Consider the following 20,663-nt stretch of genomic DNA (forward strand, 5'->3'; position numbering starts at 1 on the left):
CGCGGCGCCGCTGAGAGCAGCGGTTACGCCAGGGCGTCCCCCACGGCGACGGCCTCGAGGCCGTGCGCGGAGGCCACGCCCTCGTTGGTGACGCGTCCGTCGTGCACGTTGAGACCGAGCGCGAGGGAGGCGTCCGCGCGGAGCGCCTCCTGCCAGCCGCGGTTGGCGATGGCGCGGGCGTACGGGAGCGTCGCGTTGGTGAGCGCGTAGGTGGAGGTGTGGGGGACCGCTCCCGGCATGTTGGCGACGCAGTAGAACACCGACTGGTGCACCGTGAAGGTGGGGTCGGCGTGCGTGGTCGGGTGGGAGTCCTCGAAACAGCCGCCCTGGTCCACCGCGATGTCGACGAGCACACTGCCCGCCTTCATCCGGGACACCATCTCGTTGGTGACGAGCTTCGGCGCCTTCGCACCCGGGACGAGAACCGAGCCGATGACGAGGTCCGAGGCCACGACGGCCTTGTCGATCTCGAAGCTGTTCGACGCGATGGTCTTGATGCGTCCCGCGTAGAGGGCGTCGAGCTCCCGCAGGCGCTGGATGTTCGTGTCGAGCACGGTGACCTCGGCGCCCAGCCCGACGGCGACGGAGATCGCGTTCGTGCCGGCGACGCCGCCGCCGAGCACGGTGACGACGGCCGGGTGCGTGCCGGGGACGCCCGGCACCAGCAGGCCGGGGCCGCCGTTGGGCTTCAGCATCGTGTTGGCGCCGACGATGGGGGCGAGCCGGCCGGCCACCTCGCTCATCGGGGCGAGGAGCGGCAGGGCGCGGGTCGGCAGCTGGACCGTCTCGTAGGCGATCGCGGTGACACCGCTCTCGACCAGGGCGCGGGTAAGCGCCTCGTCGGCAGCCAGGTGCAGGTAGGTGAAGAGGACGAGGCCGCGGCGGAAGTACCCGTACTCGCTCTCGATCGGCTCCTTCACCTTCAGGATGAGGTCGCCGGCCTCCCAGGTGGCACGGGCGTCGGGCAGGATTGTCGCTCCGGCTCCGGCGTAGAGCTCGTCGGGGATGGAGGAGCCGACGCCGGCCCCGGTCTCGACGAACACCTCGTGCCCCGCGCCGACCAGGTCGTGGACTCCAGCCGGCGTGATCGCCACCCGGAACTCGTTGTTCTTGATCTCGCGGGGGATCGCGACCTTCATGGGGCTCCTTCGACACTCGACGTGGGTTCGCATTCACCATAGCCGGGTTCACGGAGGATTTCGATGGATATCTCGGCACCGCGGTGCTGATTTCGCGGGACGACCCGGCCGTGGCAGACGATTTCCGCACTCGGCCGGGTGCGCGATGCCGCGTGGGGGCCGGGCCTCCTGGCAGAACAGCCGGTCTGCGGTTTCCCGGGCGATTCGACCGATCCGGCACGGATTTCGTAAAGATTGTGTTTCCGAATGGACGATCCGACCACTTTTTGCTGCGAATCTCGACGGTTCTATGTCAGGATCGGTCCACCGCGACGGCACGACGACGTGCCGCCGAAGCGCCGTCGCCCGTGGTCCGTGTTCGATCCCCGAGGAGCACCGAAGTGAAACCGAGCAACCTCCCGCAAGACCCGATGATCCGCCAGCTCGTGCAGTCGGCGCGCGCCTCCCGGTGGACGCGCCGCGGCCTCCTGGCCGGCGCGGGAGCCGGCGCCGCCGCACTCGCCCTCGCAGCGTGCTCGACCGGTGGAGCGTCCAGCAAGCCGACCGCCGCCAAGGACCAGTCCGCCTCCGACAAGACGCTGACCTGGGCCAACTGGCAGGCGTACCTCGACCAGGACGACGCCGGCAAGTACCCGACGCTGGAGGCGTTCGAGAAGCAGAGCGGCATCCAGGTCAAGTACGACGTGGCCGTCGACGACAACAACACCTACTACGCCAAGGTGAAGGACCAGCTCGCGCTCGGCAAGGACATCGGCGCCGACACCGTGTGCCTGACCGACTGGATGATCGCGCGCTGGATCCGCCTCGGCTACGTCCAGCCCTTCGACGAGTCGGCCATCCCGAACAAGAAGAACCTCGTCGCCAACCTGCGGGACGTGGACTTCGATCCGGGCCGCAAGAAATCCCTCCCGTGGCAGAGCGGCTTCGCCGGCATCTGCTGGAACAAGGAGAAGCTGCCCGGCGGCCTGAAGTCGGTGGATGACCTGTGGAAGCCCGAGCTCAAGGGCAAGGTCGGCGTGCTCAGCGAGATGCGCGACACCATGGGCCTGATCATGCTGCAGCAGGGCGTGGACATCTCCAAGGACTTCAGCGACGCCGAGTACGAGAAGGCGATCGAGAAGATCACCAAGGAGGTGAACGACGGCCAGGTCCGCAACATCAAGGGCAATTCGTACCTCAACGACCTGAAGTCCGGCGACACGCTCGCCGCGATCTGCTGGTCCGGCGACATCACCCAGCTGAACGCCGAGGCGGGGGACAACTGGCAGTTCGCCATTCCCGAGGCGGGCGGCACGCTGTGGAGCGACAACTTCGTCATCCCCATCGGCTCGTCCCGCAAGGCCAACGCCGAGAAGCTGATCGACTACTACTACCAGCCCGAGGTCGCCGCCGAGGTCGCCGCCTGGGTGAACTACATCACCCCGGTGCAGGGCGCCAAGGAGGCAGCGACGAAGATCGACCCGTCGCTCGCCGACAACCAGCTGATCTTCCCGGACGACGAGACCCTGTCCAAGGTGAAGATCTTCCGTTCGCTGACCCCGGCAGAGGAGCAGAAGTACCAGGCGTCGTTCCAGAAAGTGATCCTGGGGGCCTGATGGCCAAGGGAGTCTTCGCCGAGTCCGGCGCCGACCTGAGGCTGGACGGCATCACCAAGCGGTTCCCCGGGTTCACCGCCATCGAGGACCTCAGCCTCACCATCCCGGCCGGCTCGTTCTTCGCACTGCTGGGGCCGAGCGGATGCGGCAAGACGACCACGCTCCGCCTGGTGGCGGGGCTCGAAGAGCCGACCGCCGGCCGGATCGTGATCGGCGGCGAGGATGTGACGCGCACCAAGCCGTTCCAGCGTCCCGTCAACACGGTGTTCCAGAGCTATGCGCTGTTCCCGCACATGACGATCCTCGAGAACGTCGCCTTCGGGCTGCGACGCCGCCGCATCGGCGACCCGATCGGGAAGGCGCACGAGGCGCTGCGACTCGTGGAGCTGGACCACCTGGCCGCGCGGCGTCCCGCGCAACTCTCCGGCGGCCAGCAGCAGCGCGTCGCGCTCGCGCGCGCGATCGTCAACCGCCCCGCGCTTCTCCTGCTGGACGAGCCGCTCGGCGCGCTCGACCTGAAGCTCCGGCGGCAGATGCAGCTGGAGCTGAAGTCGATCCAGACCGAGGTCGGGCTGACCTTCGTGCACGTCACCCACGACCAGGAGGAGGCCATGACCATGGCCGACACCGTCGCCGTGATGAACAAGGGCCGGATCGAGCAGATGGGCTCGCCCGAGATCCTCTACGAGCTGCCGTCGACAGTGTTCGTCGCCAACTTCCTGGGACAGTCGAACCTGTTCGCCGGGCCGGTCCGCGACACGTCGGGCGACCTGCTCGGCGTTGACGTCGGGGGAGAGCGCATCCAGGTGCCCCGTGCCCGCGCGCAGCGCACCAGCGGCTTCGTCACCGTCGGTGTGCGGCCGGAGAAGCTGACCCTGCACGAGACGCCGGAGGCGATCCCCTCCGGGGCGAACCGTCTGGGGCCCGGTCGGGTGACGGACGTGTCGTTCAGCGGTGTGAGCACGCAGTACCTGGTGGATGTTCCGGGCCTCGGCACCATCGTGGTGTTCGCGCAGAACACGGCCAGCGGACCGATCGCCGGGCTCGGCGCCGAGGTGTGGGTGGCCTGGGACGCGGGGCACACGTTCGTGCTCGCCGACGAGCCGCCCGCGGATGGGCGCTTCTCGGACGACGCCGACACCCAAGCGATCGCGGCGCAGGCCCGGGAGCGGATGCTCACGGAGCTGGAGGAGGCGTAATGGCTCTCGCCGCGTTCACGGGGGCGCCCCCTGTCCAGGACCAGGAGCCCGCGGTCCGCCGCAAGAGCGGGATCGCGCTCGTCCTGCTGCTGCCGGGCGTGCTGTACCTCGTGCTGTTCTTCCTCACGCCGCTTGTCTCGCTGATCATCACGTCGTTCCAGGCGCCGGTGGTCGACGGCGACATCGGGCAGTACCAGACGGCGTTCCAGTGGCAGAACTACGTCGACTCGTTCACGGAGTACTGGCCGCAGATCCTGCGGTCGTTCGCCTACGCCCTGATTGCGACCGCCGCGGCGCTCCTCATCAGCTACCCGCTCGCGTACTTCATCGGCGTGACGATGCGGGGACGGCCACTGGTGCAGAACCTGCTGATGACCCTGGTGATCGCACCGTTCTTCATCAGCTTCCTGCTGCGCACGCTGGCCTGGAAGGCGCTGCTCAGCGACGACGGCTGGATCGCCAGCTCGCTGAAGGCCCTGTCCATCCTTCCGCCGGATGCGCACATCACCGGGACTCCGTTCTCGGTGATCTTCGGGCTCACGTACAACTTCATCCCGTTCATGTGCCTGCCGTTGTACTCCACGCTCGAGCGGCTGGACACCCGGCTGCTGGAGGCCGGCCAGGATCTCTACGCCAGCCCGTGGACCACGTTCCGCAAGGTCACCGTGCCGCTGTCGATGCCGGGCATCGTCTCGGGGACGCTGCTCACGTTCATCCCCGCCGCCGGCGACTACATCAACGCGTCGCAGGACTTCCTCGGGGCCGCCGACACCTCGATGATGGGCAACGTCATCGAGAGCAACTTCCTGGTGCTGCAGAACTACCCGGCCGCCGCGTCCATGTCCGTGATCCTGATGGCGGTCATCCTCGTCATCGTCGGGTTCTACGTGCGGCGGAGCGGGACGGAGGAGCTGCTGTGACGACCATGATGACGCCCACCGACACCACGACGCCGCCCAGCGCCGCGCGCGGGCGGCGGCGCTACAAGGGTCTCGGCCTCGGCGTCTACGCCTTCCTCGCGCTGGCCTTCCTGCTGATCCCGATCGTCTACACGTTCATCTTCTCGTTCAACGACGCGATCAAGAACAACATCGCCTGGCGCGGGTTCACCTTGCGCAACTGGACGAACGTCTGCGACGCCGCGGGCATCTGCGACGCGTTCATGGCGAGCATCATCATCGGCATCATCTCGACGGTCGTCGCGACCGTGCTCGGCACGATGATCGCCATCGCCCTGATGCGGTACCGGTTCCGCTTCCGCTCGCAGACCAGCCTGCTGCTGTTCCTGCCGATGGCGAGCCCGGAGGTGGTGCTCGGTGCGGGTCTCGCCGCCCAGTTCCTGAGCCTCGGCGTCAACAAGGGCTTCGGGACGATCATCATCGCCCACGTGATGTTCTGCATCAGCTTCGTGGTGGTGACGGTCAAGGCGCGCGTAGCATCCCTCGACCCGGCGCTGGAGGAGGCCGGGCGCGACCTCTACGGGTCGCCCAACGCCGTGTTCTGGCGGATCACGTTCCCGCTGCTGCTCCCGGGCATCCTGTCGGCGGCGCTGCTGTCGTTCTCGCTGAGCTTCGACGACTTCATCATCACGAACTTCAACGCCGGCGCGGTGACCACCTTCCCGATGTACATCTACATCGCGGCGTCGCGCGGCATCCCCGCGCAGGCCAACGTGATCGCCTCGGCCGTCTTCATCCTGACGCTGCTCGTGGTGCTCGTCTCGCAGCTCACCGCCGCCGCGCGCGCCCGCCGCCTCGCCCGCCAGTAGCCTCCCGCTCGCGCCCCTGCGCCCTGCGCCCCTCCGTCGAGTACACGAAAAGTGCACGCTTTCTCACTGAGAAGCGTGCACTTTTCGTGCACTCGACGGGGTGGTCGGTGGGGTCAGATGTAGGAGGCGCGGATGGCTCCGACGGGCTCGCCGCGGCCGAGGACCGCGAGGTCGAGCTTCGGGGCGACCCGGTCCACGTCCTCGTGGCTGAGGGCGCCGGCGTCCGCCAGGAGCCGCAAGGCCACGATCGAGGCCGCGCGCAGGCTGCCGTCGAGCACCTTGAGCGTCACGGTCGTCCCGTCGGGGGCGGCCATGACCATCACGCCCTCCGCCCCGCCCTTGGCGAAGACGCCGAGCTCGTCGATCACGACGGTGTTCGCGCGTCCCGGGCCGTCGATCGCCCAGCCGTCGGCGAGCACCGCGTTCTTGAGCAGGGCCGCGTTGCGGAACAGCGCGAACGGCGAGCCGTCCGACGCGGTGGCGATGCGCTGGATGCCGCGCGCGAGCGCGACGAGCGACATCGCGTGGACGGGAGCGCCGCATCCATCGACGCCGGTGGCGACGACCTTCTCACCCGTGAGGCGCTCGATGGTGTCGCGGATGTGCTGCTGCACGGGATGCTGCGGGTCCAGGTAGCTCTCGGTCGGCCAGCCGTTCACCCGGCAGGCGAGCAGCATGGCGGCGTGCTTGCCCGAGCAGTTCATGAACACCGGGTGCTTGTGCTCCCCGGCGCGCACCAGCTCGTCGCGGGCGGCCGTGTCGAGCGGCCAGTCGGCCGGGCAGCGCAGTGCGTCCTCGGTGAGCTGCGCCTGCGCGAGCAGACCCCGCACGATCGAGAGGTGCGCGGGCGTCCCGGCGTGGCTGGCGGTCGCGAGGACGGCATTCGCGCCCTCCAGCGGCACGCCGGCGCCCATCACGGCGACCGCCTGGAACGGCTTCATGCTCGACCGCGGGAACACCGGCCGCTCCGGTGCGCCGAGGGTCCGCACGATCGTCCCGTCCGCGCCGAGCACGACCGCGGAGCCGGCGTGCCGGGACTCCACGAAGCCGTTGCGCTCCACCACGGCCAGCTCGACGGACTCGTCGACGGAGAACACCTCGGCGCCCACGGGGACCTCGGGGCTCACAGGTCCGAGATGGCGTCGTCGATCACCGAGACGGCGTCGGCGATCAGCTCGTCCGAGACGGCCAGGCTGGGCAGGAAGCGCAGCACGTTGCCCCAGGTGCCGGCGTTCAGGAACAGGATGCCCTGCTGCGCCGCGGCGGCGACGATCGCGTTGACCGCCTCCGGGTTCGGCTCCTTGGTGGTCTGCGCGGTGCCCGGCTTGACCAGCTCGATCGCGATCATGGCGCCGATGCCTCGGACGTCGCCGATGATGTCGTGCTTCCGCTGCAGCGCCTCCAGGGCCGGCTTCAGCGCCTTCTCGATGCGCTGCCCCTCGGCGAGCAGGTCGTTGCGCTCGATCGTCTCGAACACGGCGATCGCAGCCGCGGCGGCGACCGGGTTGCCGCCGAATGTGCCGCCGAGGCCGCCCGGCTGCGCGGAGTCCATGATCTCGGCGCGGCCGGTGACGGCCGCGAGCGGCAGTCCGCCGGCGATGCCCTTGGCGCTCAGCACGATGTCGGGGACGACGCCGAAGTGCTCGCTGGCGTAGTACGCGCCGGTGCGGGCCACCCCGCTCTGGATCTCGTCGGCGATGAACACGACACCGTTGGCCGTGCACCACTCCTGCAGCGCGGCCAGGTAGCCCTCGGCCGGGACGATGAAGCCGCCCTCGCCCTGGATGGGCTCGGCGACGAGGCAGGCCAGGTCGGTGGCTCCGACGACCTTCTCGAGGTACGCGATGGTGCGGGCGGCCGCTTCGGCGCCGCTGAGACCGTCGCGGTACGGGTAGGAGTTGGGCGCGTGGTAGACGTCGCCGGCCAGAGGGCCGAAGCCGGTCGCGTACGGCATGGCCTTGTAGTTCATGGCCATCGTCAGGTTCGTGCGGCCGTGGTAGGCGTGGTCCAGCACCGCGACCGCGCGGCGGCCGGTGTGCTTGCGGGCGATCTTCACGCCGTTCTCGACGGCCTCGGCGCCCGAGTTGACGAGCACCGTCTTCTTGGCGTGATCGCCGGGGGTGTGCGCAGCGAGGAGCTCGGCGACGCGCACGTACTCCTCGTACGGGGTGATGGTGAAGAGCGTGTGGATGACGTCCTGCAGCTGCCCGGCGGCGGCCTCCACGACCGCGGTCTCGGTGTGGCCGACGGTCGTGACGCCGATGCCCGCGCCGAAGTCGATGAACTGGTTGCCGTCCACATCCACGAGGATCGCGCCGTTGGCCCGGGCGATGTACACGGGCAGTGCGGAGGAGACGCCGGTCGGCACGACGGCCAGCCGGCGCTCGTGCAGCGCCTGCGACTTGGGGCCGGGGATGGCGGTCACGATGCGGCGTTCTTGTGGAACGGAGAAGACGGGCGCGGGGGTGCTCACGGTGTCAGTCATGGTCATCCGAGTCTAGCCGCGGTGCGAGAATCGGAGGATGAAGCTCGAGCACTCGTATGCGATCGACCTGCAGTGGACCGGCAACCGCGGGACGGGCACCAGCGGATACAAGGAGTACGGTCGCGACCACGTGGTGAGCACCGAGGGCAAGCACTCGATCGAGGGCTCGGCGGACCGCGTCTTCTTCGGCGACCGCGACCGCTGGAACCCCGAGGAGCTGCTGCTCGCGGCGCTCTCGCAGTGCCACATGCTGAGCTACCTCGCGGAGGCGGCCGGGGCCGGCGTCGTCGTGGTCGGCTACACGGATGCGGCGACCGGCACCATGGCGCAGACGGGCGACGGGGGCGGCCACTTCACCGAGGTGACCCTGCGCCCGCGGGTCACGATCGCCGACCCGGCGCAGGCCGAGCTGGCCGCATCGCTGCACGCCCCCGCCTCGCGCAAGTGCTTCATCGCCGCGAGCGTCAACTTCCCCGTCCACCACGCGCCCGAGCTCCTGACCCTCGCCTGACCGCCGGCTCGCCCCGGAGGGCGCGAGAGCGGAGGGCGCGAGGGCAGCGGGCTAGAGGCGCTCGGGGCGGAGGGCGCGCTTGACGCGCTCGACGGTGTTGGCGGGCGGCGCCTCGTTGTAGACGCCGGCGAGCTCCTGGCCTGTGAGGCCGTGGATCGCGGCCATGATGGCGTCCGTCGCCTGACGCCGCGCGCGGCCCGATTCGGCGGGCCCGAAGGTCGAGACGTCGATCGGTTCGCCGAAGCGGACGGTGATGCGGTGGATCTTCGGGATGCGCGCACCGACCGGCTGCATCTGGTCCGTCCCGATCAGTCCGACGGGCACGACGACCGCACCGGTCGTCAGCGCCAGCCAGCCGATGCCCGTCCGACCTTTGTAGAGGCGCCCGTCGAGCGACCGCGTCCCCTCGGGGTAGATGGCGAACGCCGCTCCGGTGTCGATGATGCGCTTCGCCTGGTCGAGCGCCTCCTGAGCTGCCGCCCCGGCGCCCCGCTTGACGCCGACCGCGCCGATGGCCGTGAAGAACGCGCGCGACACGCGGCCCTTCATCCCGGTGCCCTCGAAATAGCTCGACTTCGCGAGGAACTGCACCCGGCGCGGCGCCGTCATCGGGATCACCACGGAGTCGATGAACGACAGGTGGTTGCTGGCGAGGATGACCTTGCCGTGCTTGGGCACGTTGCGCTTGCCGATCACGCGCGGCCGGTACACCAGCTTCAGCAACGGCGCCATGAGGATGCGGCCGGCGAAGTACAGCGCGCCGGGCCTCTTCACCTCGGCGACGCCATCGTCGGGTTCGTCGATGCTCATCCCTCCGAGGGTAGGCGCGGGCGTATGCCGCGGGCGGCATGCGCCCCGGTTCGGCGCGTCACGGCTCGAGCGGCGTTCCGAGGGTGCAGCCGAACCCGCCCTGGTAGATGAGGCAGCCGTCCACGAACCCCGTATAGCGGACCGCGAGCGGCGAGCCGAACCAGGCGCTGTAGAGCCGCGAGAAATTCAGGTTGCCGTACGCGGAGCACGCCCCGCCTGGACCCTTCGGCGCCTTCAGCGTCTCGCCGTTCGGCTGGTAGGGCGTGTAGTTGTAGAGGTTCGCGGTGGCCTGGTTGAGGATGGTCACCCTGCTCGACCCGCAGGCGGCATCCGGGTGGTACTGGATGGTGTTGCCGCCGACCCTGTACCGCCAGTCGCCGGGGTGGACGGTGTATTCGCGGAACTGCCAGGCCGCCCGGTACACCTGGTTGAAGAACCCGAAGTAGCGCGTGTCGCAGGCGGCCGTGTCCGGGCAGGCGTAGCCGGTCGCCCGCTGATACCCGTAGGCGCTGGGAGCGGTGAGCAGCGACTGCTCCTTCTGCAGCAGCACCAGCAGCACGCGCGGGCTGATCGTGCAGGCGTGGGCGACCCGGGCGATGATGCTGCTCGCACGCTCGTCCCGCTTCGCCGGGATCGCCGTGCACCGGTCGGCGGACGCGGGCTGGGCGGGCACGTCCATCCGGAAGTCGGACAGGCAGGGCGACGCGTCCTTGGGATGGCACGAGCGCTGCTCCAGGAAGTGCTGGATCTGCGCGGCGGTCATCGCGTCCGGGTTGAAGAAGCTGTCATCGCTGATGATGTAGCCCGGATAGAACGGCGCGGGGGGATCCGCGACGGCGGCCGCGGGCACCAGCGCGAGCGCCGCCGCCGCGGCGCACGCGGCGGCGATCAGCCGCAGGCGGGGGAGCCGCACCGGTCGGGCCTCAGCGCGTGGTCTTCAGGATGTCGATCACGAACACCATGGTGTCGGTCGCCGTGATCTCGCCCGAGCCGGCCGAGCCGTAGCCGTCGGCGGGCGGGACGATCGCGATCACCTGCGAGCCGACCTTCTGGCCTTCGAGCGCCTTCTTGAAGCCGGGGACGACGCCGGTCGTCTGGAAGGAGGCGGGGGCGCCGCGGCTCCAGCTGGAGTCGAACATCTCGCCGTTGCGCCACAGGACGCCCTTGTACTGCACCGTCACCGTGTCGCCGGGCTGCACCGTCTCGCCGTCGCCCTGCTTGAGCAGCGCGATCTTGGTCTCGGTCGGCGGGTCGGACTTGGGGATGGTGATGGTCGGCTCGCCGGTCTTGGCGTTGAGCTTCACCGTCGGGAACCCGGCGGTCGGGGCGACCGGCGTCCCGTCGGCGCGCGTCGGGGTCAGCGCGACCACGTCCGCGACGAAGACGACGCTGTCCTTGGCGGTGAGGCCCAGCTGCGAGAGGTCCTGGTTGCCGAAGGCGTCCTTGGCCGGCGCGGTCAGCACCACGCGCGACCCGGTCGGCAGGCACTCGACCGCGCGGACCAGGCCGGGCACGTACGCCTTGTCGTTCACCTGGATGGTCGCCGCAGCCGAACCGTCGAAGCCCTGCGAGGCCGTCAGCTCCTTGCCGGTGGTCCCGTTGTAGGCGGCCAGTGCGACGTCGACGCTGGAGCCGCCCTTCGCCTCGGCGCCGTGGCCCCTGATCACGACCGTGCGCTCCACGTCGGTGGCCTTGAGCGGCGCGTCGAACGTGACCTTGGGGGTCGCGCGGTAGTCGCCGGTCACCGTCACGGACTTCGACGTCTTGCCGGAGGCGACGTTCTGGCACGCGTTCGCGGCGGGGGTCGCGGTGGCGGCGGGAGCGGCGGAGCTGCAGGCCGCGAGTCCGGCGACGAGGAGGGCGGCCGTCGCAGTCGCGGTCAGGGCCTTGAGAGAGGTACGCACGGTCGTCCATCCTGCCCTATCAGCCTCCGCCGAACCTGACAGGCGGGAATGGGTCGGCTGGACGCGCCGCCTACGATGGTTCCATGACCCGTGAATTCACCGTGCCCCAGTCCCGTCACCTGGTCACCGAGCTGCCCGGCCCGCGCTCGGTCGAGCTGCAGCAGCGGCGGGTCGCGTCTGTAAGCCGCGGCGCCGGCACACTGGCGAACATCTACATGGAGTCCGGCTCCGGCGCGATCCTCGTGGACGTGGACGGCAACCGCCTGATCGACCTGGGATGCGGGATCGGCGTCACCACCATCGGCCACGCGCACCCGGCAGTGGCGGCGGCGGCCGCCGAGCAGGCGTCGAAGCTCACGCACACCCTGTTCACGGTGACGCCGTACGAGAACTACGTCGCCGTCGCCGAGAAGCTCGCCGAGATCACGCCCGGCGACTTCGAGAAGCACAGCATCCTGGTCAACTCGGGAGCGGAGGCGGTGGAGAACGCGGTGAAGATCGCCCGCAAGTTCACCGGCCGCCGCGCGATCGCGACGCTCGACCACGCCTTCCACGGCAGGACCAACCTGACGATGGCGATGACGTACCGCCCGTGGCCGGAGCGCGCCGGCATGGGGCCCTTCCCGGGCGAGATCTACAGCGTCCCGATCAGCTACCCGTTCCGCGACCCCGAGGGGATGACGGGGGAGGATGCCGCGGAGCGCACCATCGACTACATCCGCACCCACATCGGGGCGACCGAGCTCGCCGCCCTCTTCGTCGAGCCGATCCAGGGCGACGGCGGCATCATCATCCCGGCGCCCGGCTACTTCGCCCGGCTCGCCGAGTTCTGCGCCGAGAACGGCATCGTGTTCGTCGCCGACGAGATCCAGGCCGGCATCGGCCGCACCGGATCGTGGTACTCGATCGAGCACCACGGTGTCGTCCCCGACCTCGTCACGAGCGCGAAGGGCATCGCCGGCGGCTTCCCGCTCGCGGCGGTGACCGGCCGTGCGGAGATCATGGATGCGGTGCAGCCCGGCGGAATCGGCGGCACGTTCGGCGGCAACCCGGTGTCGACGGCTGCGGCCCTCGCAGTGTTCCAGGCGTTCGAGGACGAGGACCTGCTCGCCGAGGCGCGGCGCGTCGAGAAGGCGCTGTGGGCGCGCATCGGCGACTGGGCCGAGCGCTTCCCGGTGGTCGGCGAGGTGCGCGGCAAGGGCGCGATGTTCGGTGTGGAGCTGGTCCAGCCGGGTACGAAGACCCCGAACCCGGAGGCGCTGAAGGACGTACTCGCGCACGCCACCCGCAACGGCGTCATCCCGCTCGACGCGGGCAGCTGGGACAGCGTGCTCCGGCTCCTGCCGTCGGTGGTCATCAGCGAGGAGCTGATCGACGACGCGGCCACGGTGCTGGAGGAGGCGCTGGGGCGCCTGGGCTGAGCAGTCCCGCCGGGCGACCGCTCTCGTACGATGGCCTCGTGCGCAGAGTCATCATCCTCGGGTCCACCGGCTCCATCGGAACGCAGGCGCTCGACGTCATCGCGGCGAATCCGGACCGTTTCCGCGTCGTCGGTCTGAGCGCCGGCCGGAGCGCGGACGAGCTGGCCGCCCAGGCGGAGCGCTTCGGCGTGGTCGACACGGCGCTCGGCGCCGCCGACTCCGAACTGCTGGTGCGATCCGTGGAGGCGGACGTAGTGCTCAACGGCATCACCGGCTCCGTGGGCCTCGGCCCGACGCTCGCCGCGCTCGAGACCGGCGCGATGCTGGCGCTGGCGAACAAGGAGTCGCTGATCGTCGGCGGCGGACTGGTGAAGCGTGCCGCCGCCCCCGGTCAGCTGGTGCCGGTCGACTCGGAGCACTCCGCCATCGCGCAGGCTCTCCGCGCAGGGTCCGCCGGTGAGGTGCGGCGTCTCGTTCTGACCGCGTCGGGCGGCCCGTTCCGCGGGCGCTCCCGCGATTCGCTGCGCGACGTCACCCCCCAGCAGGCGCTGGCGCATCCCACCTGGGACATGGGGCTCGTGGTGACCACCAACTCCTCGACCCTGGTGAACAAGGGCCTGGAGGTGATCGAGGCGCACCTGCTCTTCGACGTGCCCTACGACCGGATCGACGTCACCGTGCATCCGCAGTCCGTCATCCACTCGATGGTGGAGTTCGTGGACGGCTCGACCATCGCGCAGGCGTCCCCGCCGGACATGCGCCTGCCGATCTCGCTCGGCCTCGGCTGGCCGGACCGCGTTCCCGACGTCGGCGTACCGCTCGACTGGACCGCGTCCCACACCTGGACCTTCGAGCCGCTCGACGACGAGGCGTTCCCCGCGGTCGCGCTGGCGAAGCGCGTCGGGATGGCCGCGGGCACGTACCCGGCCGTCTTCAACGCAGCCAACGAGCAGGCGGTCGCGGCCTTCCACGCCGGGGCGATCGGCTACCTCGACATCCTCGGGACGGTGGAGCGCGTCGTCGACGCCCACGTGCCAGCGGGGGAGCTCACCCGCGAGTCGCTGGCCGAGTCGGAGCGCTGGGCGCGGGCGAAGGCCGACGCGCTGATCGCGGCGCGCTGAGTGCGGCGCGGTGGGTGCGGCGCGGTGGGTGCGGCGTAGCGGCTATCGTCGGAAAATCGGCTCCAAATCTCCGTCACAACGCTCTGGGGATGGAGATCCGCGCGGATTCGCCCGGTATCTCCGATGGTCGTGCGCAGAACTCCGACGATAGGGACGGAAAGGGTGGGTGCGGCGCCCGGACGCCCGCGATCCTGTACCCCGCAGCCTCGCCACGAAGCGATCGTCGGAGAAACGGCTCCGGATCTCCGTCACAACACTCTGGGGATGGAGATCCGCGCGGATTCACCCGGAATCTCCGATGGTCGTGCGCAGAACTCCGACGATAGGGACGGGACTGGAGGGTGCGGCGCCCGGACGCCCGCGATCCTGTACCCCGCAGCCTCGCCACGAAGCGATCGTCGGGAAAAGGGCTCCGAATCTCCGTCACAACGCTCTGGGGATGGAGATCCGCGCGGATTCGCCCGGTATCTCCGATGGTCGTGCGCAGAACTCCGACGATAGGGACGGAAAGGGTGGGTGCGGCGCCCGGACCCCCGCGATCCTGTACCCCGCAGCCTCGCCACGAAGCGATCGTCGGAGAAACGGCTCCGGATCTCCGTCACAACACTCTGGGGATGGAGATCCGCGCGGATTCACCCGGAATCTCCGATGGTCGTGCGCAGAACTCCGCCGATAGGGACGGGAAGGGAGGGTGCGGCGAAGAGCATCCGCGGCGGAAGCACGGGGCACCCGGGACTTCCCAGCCCCGGCATAGCGCTCACCGGGCGGCTTCGCGGCCAGCTCCAAGGCGCACGCCGCTAGCCTGAACCCGTGGATTCCGTGCTCCTGTTCGTCCTCGGCGTCGTCATCATCCTGGTCGGCGTCGCCCTGTCGATCGCGCTGCACGAGATCGGGCACCTGGTCCCCGCCAAGCTGTTCGGCGTCAAGGTGACCCAGTACATGATCGGCTTCGGCAAGACGCTGTTCTCGTTCCGCCGCGGCGAGACCGAGTACGGCCTCAAGGCCATCCCGCTCGGCGGCTACATCTCGATGATCGGGATGTTCCCCCGGGCAAGGAGGGCGGCCGCGGGCGCAACGCGACCACCGGCTTCATGCAGCAGATGGTGCAGGATGCGCGCGTCGCGAGCTCCGAGACGGTCGCGGTCGGCGAGGAGGAGCGCACTTTCTACCGCCTCTCCGTCTGGAAGCGCATCGTCATCATGTTCGGCGGCCCGTTCATGAACCTCCTCATCGGCGTTCTGCTGTTCGGCGTGCTCCTGATGGGGTTCGGCGCGCCGCAGAGCTCCACGACCGTCGCGACGGTCAGCCAGTGCGTGCTGCCCGCCGGGAGCACCGCGAAGTCGTGCCCCGCCGACGCGACCCAGGGGCCGGCCGCCGCCGCCGGGCTCAAGCCCGGCGACACGATCGTGAGCATCGACGGCACCCGCATCACCAGCTGGGACCAGTCCACCGCGATCATCCGGAAGTCGGCAGGGCAGACCCTCACAGTCGTGCTCAGCCGCGACGGCGAGCAGCGGACCGTGCAGGTCACGCCCGTCGTGAACAAGGTCGCCAAGACCGACGCGAACGGCGCGGTCGTCAAGAACGCGGCGGGCGGCATCGAGACGCTGACGGTCGGGTTCGTAGGGATCGGGCCGGTCGCCAAGCTCGTGCCGCAGCCCGTCACGGCGGTCCTCCCCGCGGTGGGCGCGCAGACGGGAGCCGTCGTCAACGTCTTCGTCCACCTGCCGCAGCGGATGGTCGACGTCTGGAACGCCGCCTTCGGCTCCGCGCCGCGCGACCCGAACGGCCCGATCAGCGTGGTCGGCATCGGCCGCGCGGCGGGCGAGCTTACCGCGCTGGACGGCGTCCCGGTGGTGGACAAGGTCTACACGATGATCGGGATGCTCGCCTCGCTGAACATCGCGCTGTTCGTCTTCAACCTGGTCCCGCTGCTCCCGCTCGACGGCGGCCACATCGCGGGCGCCCTGTGGGAGGGACTCCGGCGGACGTTCGCGAAGCTGTTCCGGCGTCGCGACCCGGGTCCCGTCGACATGGCCAAGTTGATGCCGCTGACCTTCGCCGTGGTGATCGTGCTGGGCGGGATGAGCGTGCTGCTGATGTACGCCGACATCGTGAAGCCGGTCAATCTGTTCGGCTGACCTGCCGTCCGGCCGACCCGCAGTTCGGCTGTCCCGCCGCACGGGTCGCGCGCACCGAGCCCCCAGCCGACTCCCACGCACCCGCGTAGGATTGGGGACGTGGCAGCAATCAATCTGGGGATGCCCAAGGTCCCCGAAACCCTCGCCCCCCGTCGCAAGTCCCGCCAGATCCGCGTGGGCAAAGTGCTGGTCGGCGGCGACGCCCCGATCAGCGTGCAGTCGATGACCACCACGCCGACGACCAACATCAACGCCACGCTGCAGCAGATCGCCGAGCTCACGGCATCGGGCTGCGACATCGTCCGTGTGGCCGTCCCGAGCCGCGACGACGCCGAGGCGCTGCCGATCATCGCGAAAAAGAGCCAGATCCCGGTCATCGCGGACATCCACTTCCAGCCCAACTACGTCTACGCGGCGATCGACGCCGGATGCGCGGCCGTCCGCGTCAACCCGGGCAACATCCGCAAGTTCGACGACCAGGTGGGGGAGATCGCACGCCGCGCCAAGGCGGCGGGTGTCTCGCTGCGCATCGGCGTGAACGCTGGGTCCCTCGACCGCCGCCTGCTCGAGAAGTACGGCAAGGCCACCCCCGAGGCGCTCGTCGAGTCGGCGGTCTGGGAGGCCAGCCTGTTCGAGGAGCACGACTTCCACGACTTCAAGATCTCGGTCAAGCACAACGACCCCATCGTGATGGTGAAGGCGTACCGGATGCTCGCCGAGCGCGGCGACTGGCCCCTCCACCTCGGTGTGACGGAGGCCGGACCCGCGTTCCAGGGCACCATCAAGTCGGCCACGGCGTTCGGCATCCTGCTGGGCGAGGGCATCGGCGACACCATCCGCGTCTCACTCTCGGCCCCGCCCGCCGAAGAGGTGAAAGTGGGCCTGCAGATCCTGCAGTCGCTGAACCTCCGCGAGCGCAAGCTCGAGATCGTCTCCTGCCCCAGCTGCGGCCGCGCGCAGGTCGACGTCTACTCTCTGGCCGACAGCGTCACGGAGGGCCTCCAGGGCATGAGCGTTCCGCTGCGCGTCGCCGTGATGGGCTGCGTCGTGAACGGCCCCGGCGAGGCCCGCGAGGCCGACCTCGGTGTCGCGAGCGGCAACGGCAAGGGCCAGATCTTCGTCAAGGGCGAGGTCATCAAGACCGTGCCCGAGTCCGAGATCGTGGCGACGCTCATCCAGGAGGCCAACCGTCTCGCCGACGAGATGGCCGACCGCCCGTCGGGCGAGCCGACGGTCAGCGTCGGGGCGCACTGATCCGTCAGGGCTGACGGACCGCGTCGGACGGTACCGGCTCGAAGGCCACCCGTCCGGTCCCGATGTCGGCCGCCATCACGCGGAGACGGATCCGGTCGCCCGGCTCGACGCTGTCCCAGCGCGGCGTCGACGCGGTGACGGCGGGCTCGTCGAGCTGCACCAGCACGGTCCCGTTGCGCACCGCGAGCACCGTCGCGCCGAGTTCGGCGCCGATGCGTGAGCTGAGCAGCGCAGCCTCCACCCGATCCACCGCGCCCGCCTCCACCTGAGCGGCGAGGCGGCTGGAGGCGCCCATGATCGACGGGAGGGTGCCGAGCGACGTCCGCGCCCATTCGGGCACCGGACGTCCGGCGCAGAGCGCCTCGCAGACGACGAGCCCCCAGCGGTCGACGAGCCTCCGCAGGGGCGCGGTGACGTGCGCGTACGGCGCCGCGATCGCCGCCTGCTGCGGGTCGTGCGGGGGCTCGCCGTCGAACGCCACGTAACCGGCGCCCCGGAAGAGCGCCGTGGCCGCCTGCAGCACCGCAGCCGCCAGCGGGTGCGCCGGGTCGAGCGTGCGCAGGTAGGCGCCGTACGGCATCCCCTCGCGCCACGGCAGACCCAGTGCTACCGTCTGGGCGCGGAAGGTCTGGAACGCCTCGTCGGTCGGCGCGGGCATGGTCCGCAGGATGCCGACGCGGCCGTCGATCATCAGCTGCGCCGCCGCCATCCCGGTCAGCAGCGACAGCTGCGCGTTCCACTCCTCGACGGGCAGTGGGGCGCGGCGTTGCAGCGCGTACGTCCCGTCTCGCACGACGACCTCCTCGTCGGGCGTGTTGAGGCTCGCGCCCCCGCGCTCGCGCTCGCACGCGATCCTGGCGCGCCCGATCTCCCTGAGCAGCGCGAGCTCCGGCGGTGCGGTCCCGTCGTCGAGCGCGGCCTGCGCCTCCTCGTAGCTCCAACGGCGGCGCGACCGGATGCGCGCCCGCGACACGTGCGCGGACGTCTGGTGACCGTCGGCGTCGAGGCCGATCTCCCAGACGAACGCTCCGCGCACGACGTCGGGGAGGAGCGACCCGGCGTCCTCGCCGATGACGTCGGGGTGCAGCGGCACGCGCCCGTCGGGAGCGTAGATCGTCTGCCCGCGGCTGCGCGCCTCCGCATCGACGGCGCCGCCGGGCGCGACCAGGGCGGGGACGTCGGCTATCGCGTAGCGCACCAGGAAGCCGTCGCCCGCGCGCGAGAGGTGCATCGCCTGGTCGAGATCGGTGGACCCCGCCGGGTCGATGGTGAGGAACGGCACGTCCGTCGCGTCGGTCTCGGGCAGCGGACGGGCGGCCGCCGCCTCCCGCGCTTCGGCTTCGACTTCGGGTGGGAAGGCCTCCGGCAGCCCGAGCTCCTGCTGGAAGGCGGCGAGCGATGCGGCGAGCGGTGCGGCCGCGGGGGAGGCGGCGACGCGGGTCCTGCGGTCGGGCATGCCGCCACCCTAGTCTCCGGAACGGCGGGCCCTCCGGCTCCCCTTAACATGGAACGGTGCCTACACGCCTGAGCAACTACTTCCTCCGCACCCTCCGTGAAGACCCCTCGGACGCCGAGGTCACCAGCCACCGCCTGCTGGTGCGCGCCGGCTACATCCGCCGCCAGGCGCCGGGCATCTTCGCGTGGCTGCCGCTGGGGCTGCGCGTGAAGGAGAAGATCGAGCGGATCATCCGCGAGGAGATGGCGGCCGCCGGCGCCCACGAGGTGCACTTCCCCGCGCTGCTGCCGCGCGAGCCCTACGAGGCCACCGGGCGGTGGGAGGAGTACGGCGACGGCCTGTTCCGCCTGCAGGACCGCAAGGGCGCCGACTACCTGCTCGCGCCGACGCACGAGGAGGTCTTCACGCTGCTCGTCAAGGACCTCTATTCGTCCTATAAGGACCTGCCGCTGACCATCTTCCAGATCCAGGACAAGTACCGCGACGAGGCCCGTCCGCGTGCCGGCCTCCTGCGCGGCCGCGAGTTCACGATGAAGGACGCCTACTCGTTCGACGCCACGGATGAGGGGCTCGACGCGAGCTACATGGCGCAGCGCGACGCCTACGAGCGGATCTTCACCCGGCTCGGCCTGTCGTACGTCATCGTGCAGGCGGACGCCGGAGCGATGGGCGGCTCGCGGTCGGAGGAGTTCCTGCACCCGACCCCCGTCGGCGAGGACACCTTCGTGCGCTCGCCCGGCGGGTACGCCGCCAACGTCGAGGCCTTCACGACCATCGCGCCGCCCGCGCGCTCCTACGAGAAGCTGACGCCGCAGGAGGTGCTCGACACCCCCGGGTCGCCGACGATCCAGACGCTGGTCGAGGTGGCGAACGAGAAGCACCCGCGGCCGGACGGGCGCGCCTGGACGGCGGCGGACACGCTGAAGAACGTGGTCCTGGCCCTGACGAACCTCGACGGCACCCGCGAGCTGGTCGTCGTCGGCCTGCCGGGCGACCGCGAGGTCGACCTCAAGCGCGCCGAGGTGGCCTTCGCGCCCGCCGAGGTGGATGCCGCGACCGACGACGACTTCGCCAAGAACCCCGGTCTCGTGAAGGGCTACATCGGCCCGTGGTCGGCCGACGGACCCGTGCTGGGCGAGAAGTCGGCCACGGGCATCCGCTACGTGGTCGACCCGCGTGTGGTCGACGGCTCGGGCTGGATCACCGGCGCCAACATCGAGGGCAAGCACGTCTTCGGGCTGGTCGCGGGCCGTGACTTCTCGTGGGACGGCGTCGTCGAGGTCGCCGAGGTCAAGCCCGGCGACCCCGCGCCCGACGGGTCCGGACCGGTGGAGCTCGCGCGTGGCATGGAGATCGGTCACGTCTTCCAGCTCGGCCGCAAGTACGCGGAGGCGCTCGGCCTCAAGGTGCTCGACGAGAACGGCAAGCTCGTCACGGTCACGATGGGGTCGTACGGCATCGGCGTGACGCGCATCCTCGCCATCCTCGCCGAGGAGAACAACGACGACCGCGGGCTGGTCTGGCCCGAGTCGATCGCACCGTTCGACGTGCACGTCGTCGCGACCGGCCGTGACCAGGTCGCCTACGACCTGGCCGAGGAGATCATCGGCCAGCTCGAGGACGCGCGGCTCGACGTGCTCTACGACGACCGGCCCAAGGTGTCGCCCGGTGTGAAGTTCGGCGACGCCGAGCTGATCGGCGTGCCGCGCGTGCTCGTGGTGGGTCGCGGCGCGGCCGACGGCGAGGTCGAGCTCTGGAACCGTCGCACCGGCGACCGGCGCACCCTGCCGGTGGCCGAGGCTGTCGCCGAGCTGACGGCGTAGCCCGGGACCGCGGGCACGGCCCTGCCGGCTCGGCGC

At 70.3% G+C, this 20,663-nt stretch carries 16 protein-coding genes and 1 pseudogene; 10 read left to right on the forward strand and 7 right to left on the reverse strand.

Features of this window, described 5'->3' with window-relative positions:
* Positions 1–23 precede the first annotated feature (23 nt).
* Positions 24–1,139 carry an alanine dehydrogenase gene (gene ald, locus ACR9Y5_RS09370; protein ID WP_481297708.1) on the reverse strand — a complete coding sequence of 372 codons (1,116 nt, stop codon included), beginning with the start codon at positions 1,137–1,139 and terminating at the stop codon, positions 24–26.
* 380 nt (positions 1,140–1,519) lie between these two features.
* Between ald and ACR9Y5_RS09375 the strand changes: the two genes are divergently transcribed.
* Genes ACR9Y5_RS09375 through ACR9Y5_RS09390 form a run of 4 tightly spaced genes read left to right on the forward strand, consistent with a single transcriptional unit; the run spans position 1,520 to position 5,701 of the window.
* The gene (locus ACR9Y5_RS09375; protein ID WP_481297709.1) at positions 1,520–2,734 is read left to right on the forward strand and encodes an ABC transporter substrate-binding protein; all 1,215 of its coding nucleotides are present in this window, start codon (positions 1,520–1,522) and stop codon (positions 2,732–2,734) included.
* Positions 2,734–3,933, forward strand: a complete 1,200-nt coding sequence (locus tag ACR9Y5_RS09380) for an ABC transporter ATP-binding protein (protein ID WP_481297710.1) — start codon at positions 2,734–2,736, stop codon at positions 3,931–3,933. Before ACR9Y5_RS09375 ends, ACR9Y5_RS09380 begins: the two co-directional genes overlap by 1 nt.
* Positions 3,933–4,853, forward strand: a complete 921-nt coding sequence (locus ACR9Y5_RS09385; RefSeq protein WP_481297711.1) for an ABC transporter permease — start codon at positions 3,933–3,935, stop codon at positions 4,851–4,853. The genes ACR9Y5_RS09380 and ACR9Y5_RS09385 overlap by 1 nt, the downstream gene beginning before the upstream one ends.
* Positions 4,850–5,701, forward strand: a complete 852-nt coding sequence (locus tag ACR9Y5_RS09390) for an ABC transporter permease (protein ID WP_481297712.1) — start codon at positions 4,850–4,852, stop codon at positions 5,699–5,701. Before ACR9Y5_RS09385 ends, ACR9Y5_RS09390 begins: the two co-directional genes overlap by 4 nt.
* Before the next feature lie 113 nt (positions 5,702–5,814).
* On the opposite strand, the gene ACR9Y5_RS09395 is transcribed toward ACR9Y5_RS09390, so the two are convergent.
* Together ACR9Y5_RS09395 and gabT are read right to left on the reverse strand one after the other, a co-directional pair.
* The gene (locus tag ACR9Y5_RS09395; RefSeq protein ID WP_481297713.1) at positions 5,815–6,828 is read right to left on the reverse strand and encodes an asparaginase; all 1,014 of its coding nucleotides are present in this window, start codon (positions 6,826–6,828) and stop codon (positions 5,815–5,817) included.
* Positions 6,825–8,186, reverse strand: a complete 1,362-nt coding sequence (gene gabT, locus ACR9Y5_RS09400; RefSeq protein ID WP_481297714.1) for a 4-aminobutyrate--2-oxoglutarate transaminase — start codon at positions 8,184–8,186, stop codon at positions 6,825–6,827. The genes ACR9Y5_RS09395 and gabT overlap by 4 nt, the downstream gene beginning before the upstream one ends.
* Before the next feature lie 37 nt (positions 8,187–8,223).
* On the opposite strand from gabT, the gene ACR9Y5_RS09405 reads away from it, so the two are divergent.
* Entirely contained in the window at positions 8,224–8,697 is a 474-nt protein-coding gene (locus ACR9Y5_RS09405) for an OsmC family protein (RefSeq protein WP_481297715.1), read from the forward strand.
* A 51-nt stretch (positions 8,698–8,748) separates the two neighbouring features.
* Here the strand turns inward: ACR9Y5_RS09405 and ACR9Y5_RS09410 are convergent, their stop codons facing one another.
* From ACR9Y5_RS09410 to ACR9Y5_RS09420, 3 genes are read right to left on the reverse strand one after another with little or no spacing between them, the layout of a single operon-like run.
* Positions 8,749–9,507 (reverse strand): lysophospholipid acyltransferase family protein, encoded by a 759-nt coding sequence (locus tag ACR9Y5_RS09410; protein ID WP_481297716.1) that lies wholly within the window; start codon positions 9,505–9,507, stop codon positions 8,749–8,751.
* Between the two features lie 58 nt (positions 9,508–9,565).
* On the reverse strand, positions 9,566–10,420 hold the full coding sequence (locus ACR9Y5_RS09415) for a hypothetical protein (protein ID WP_481297717.1): 855 nt from the start codon (positions 10,418–10,420) through the stop codon (positions 9,566–9,568).
* Between the two features lie 10 nt (positions 10,421–10,430).
* The gene (locus ACR9Y5_RS09420; protein ID WP_481297718.1) at positions 10,431–11,411 is read right to left on the reverse strand and encodes an FKBP-type peptidyl-prolyl cis-trans isomerase; all 981 of its coding nucleotides are present in this window, start codon (positions 11,409–11,411) and stop codon (positions 10,431–10,433) included.
* An 83-nt stretch (positions 11,412–11,494) separates the two neighbouring features.
* On the opposite strand from ACR9Y5_RS09420, the gene ACR9Y5_RS09425 reads away from it, so the two are divergent.
* From ACR9Y5_RS09425 to ispG, 4 genes and pseudogenes are all read left to right on the forward strand, one after another.
* On the forward strand, positions 11,495–12,832 hold the full coding sequence (locus tag ACR9Y5_RS09425; RefSeq protein WP_481297719.1) for an aminotransferase class III-fold pyridoxal phosphate-dependent enzyme: 1,338 nt from the start codon (positions 11,495–11,497) through the stop codon (positions 12,830–12,832).
* Between the two features lie 38 nt (positions 12,833–12,870).
* Positions 12,871–13,953: a 1-deoxy-D-xylulose-5-phosphate reductoisomerase gene (locus tag ACR9Y5_RS09430; protein WP_481297720.1), complete on the forward strand. Its 1,083-nt coding sequence runs from the start codon at positions 12,871–12,873 to the stop codon at positions 13,951–13,953.
* 819 nt (positions 13,954–14,772) lie between these two features.
* Positions 14,773–16,094: pseudogene (locus ACR9Y5_RS09435) on the forward strand (M50 family metallopeptidase).
* Between the two features lie 120 nt (positions 16,095–16,214).
* Positions 16,215–17,348 (forward strand): flavodoxin-dependent (E)-4-hydroxy-3-methylbut-2-enyl-diphosphate synthase, encoded by a 1,134-nt coding sequence (ispG, locus tag ACR9Y5_RS09440; RefSeq protein WP_310134900.1) that lies wholly within the window; start codon positions 16,215–16,217, stop codon positions 17,346–17,348.
* Positions 17,349–17,352: 4 nt separating this feature from the next.
* On the opposite strand, the gene ACR9Y5_RS09445 is transcribed toward ispG, so the two are convergent.
* Positions 17,353–18,804, reverse strand: a complete 1,452-nt coding sequence (locus ACR9Y5_RS09445; protein ID WP_481297721.1) for an RNB domain-containing ribonuclease — start codon at positions 18,802–18,804, stop codon at positions 17,353–17,355.
* Positions 18,805–18,860: 56 nt separating this feature from the next.
* Here ACR9Y5_RS09445 and ACR9Y5_RS09450 point away from each other — a divergent pair, with 56 nt between their 5' ends.
* A complete protein-coding gene (locus ACR9Y5_RS09450; protein ID WP_481297722.1) occupies positions 18,861–20,627 on the forward strand; it encodes a proline--tRNA ligase in 1,767 nt (588 codons plus the stop codon).
* Positions 20,628–20,663: the final 36 nt, after the last annotated feature.

The sequence above is a fragment of the Leifsonia sp. KNZ13-11D genome, from assembly GCF_056754895.1.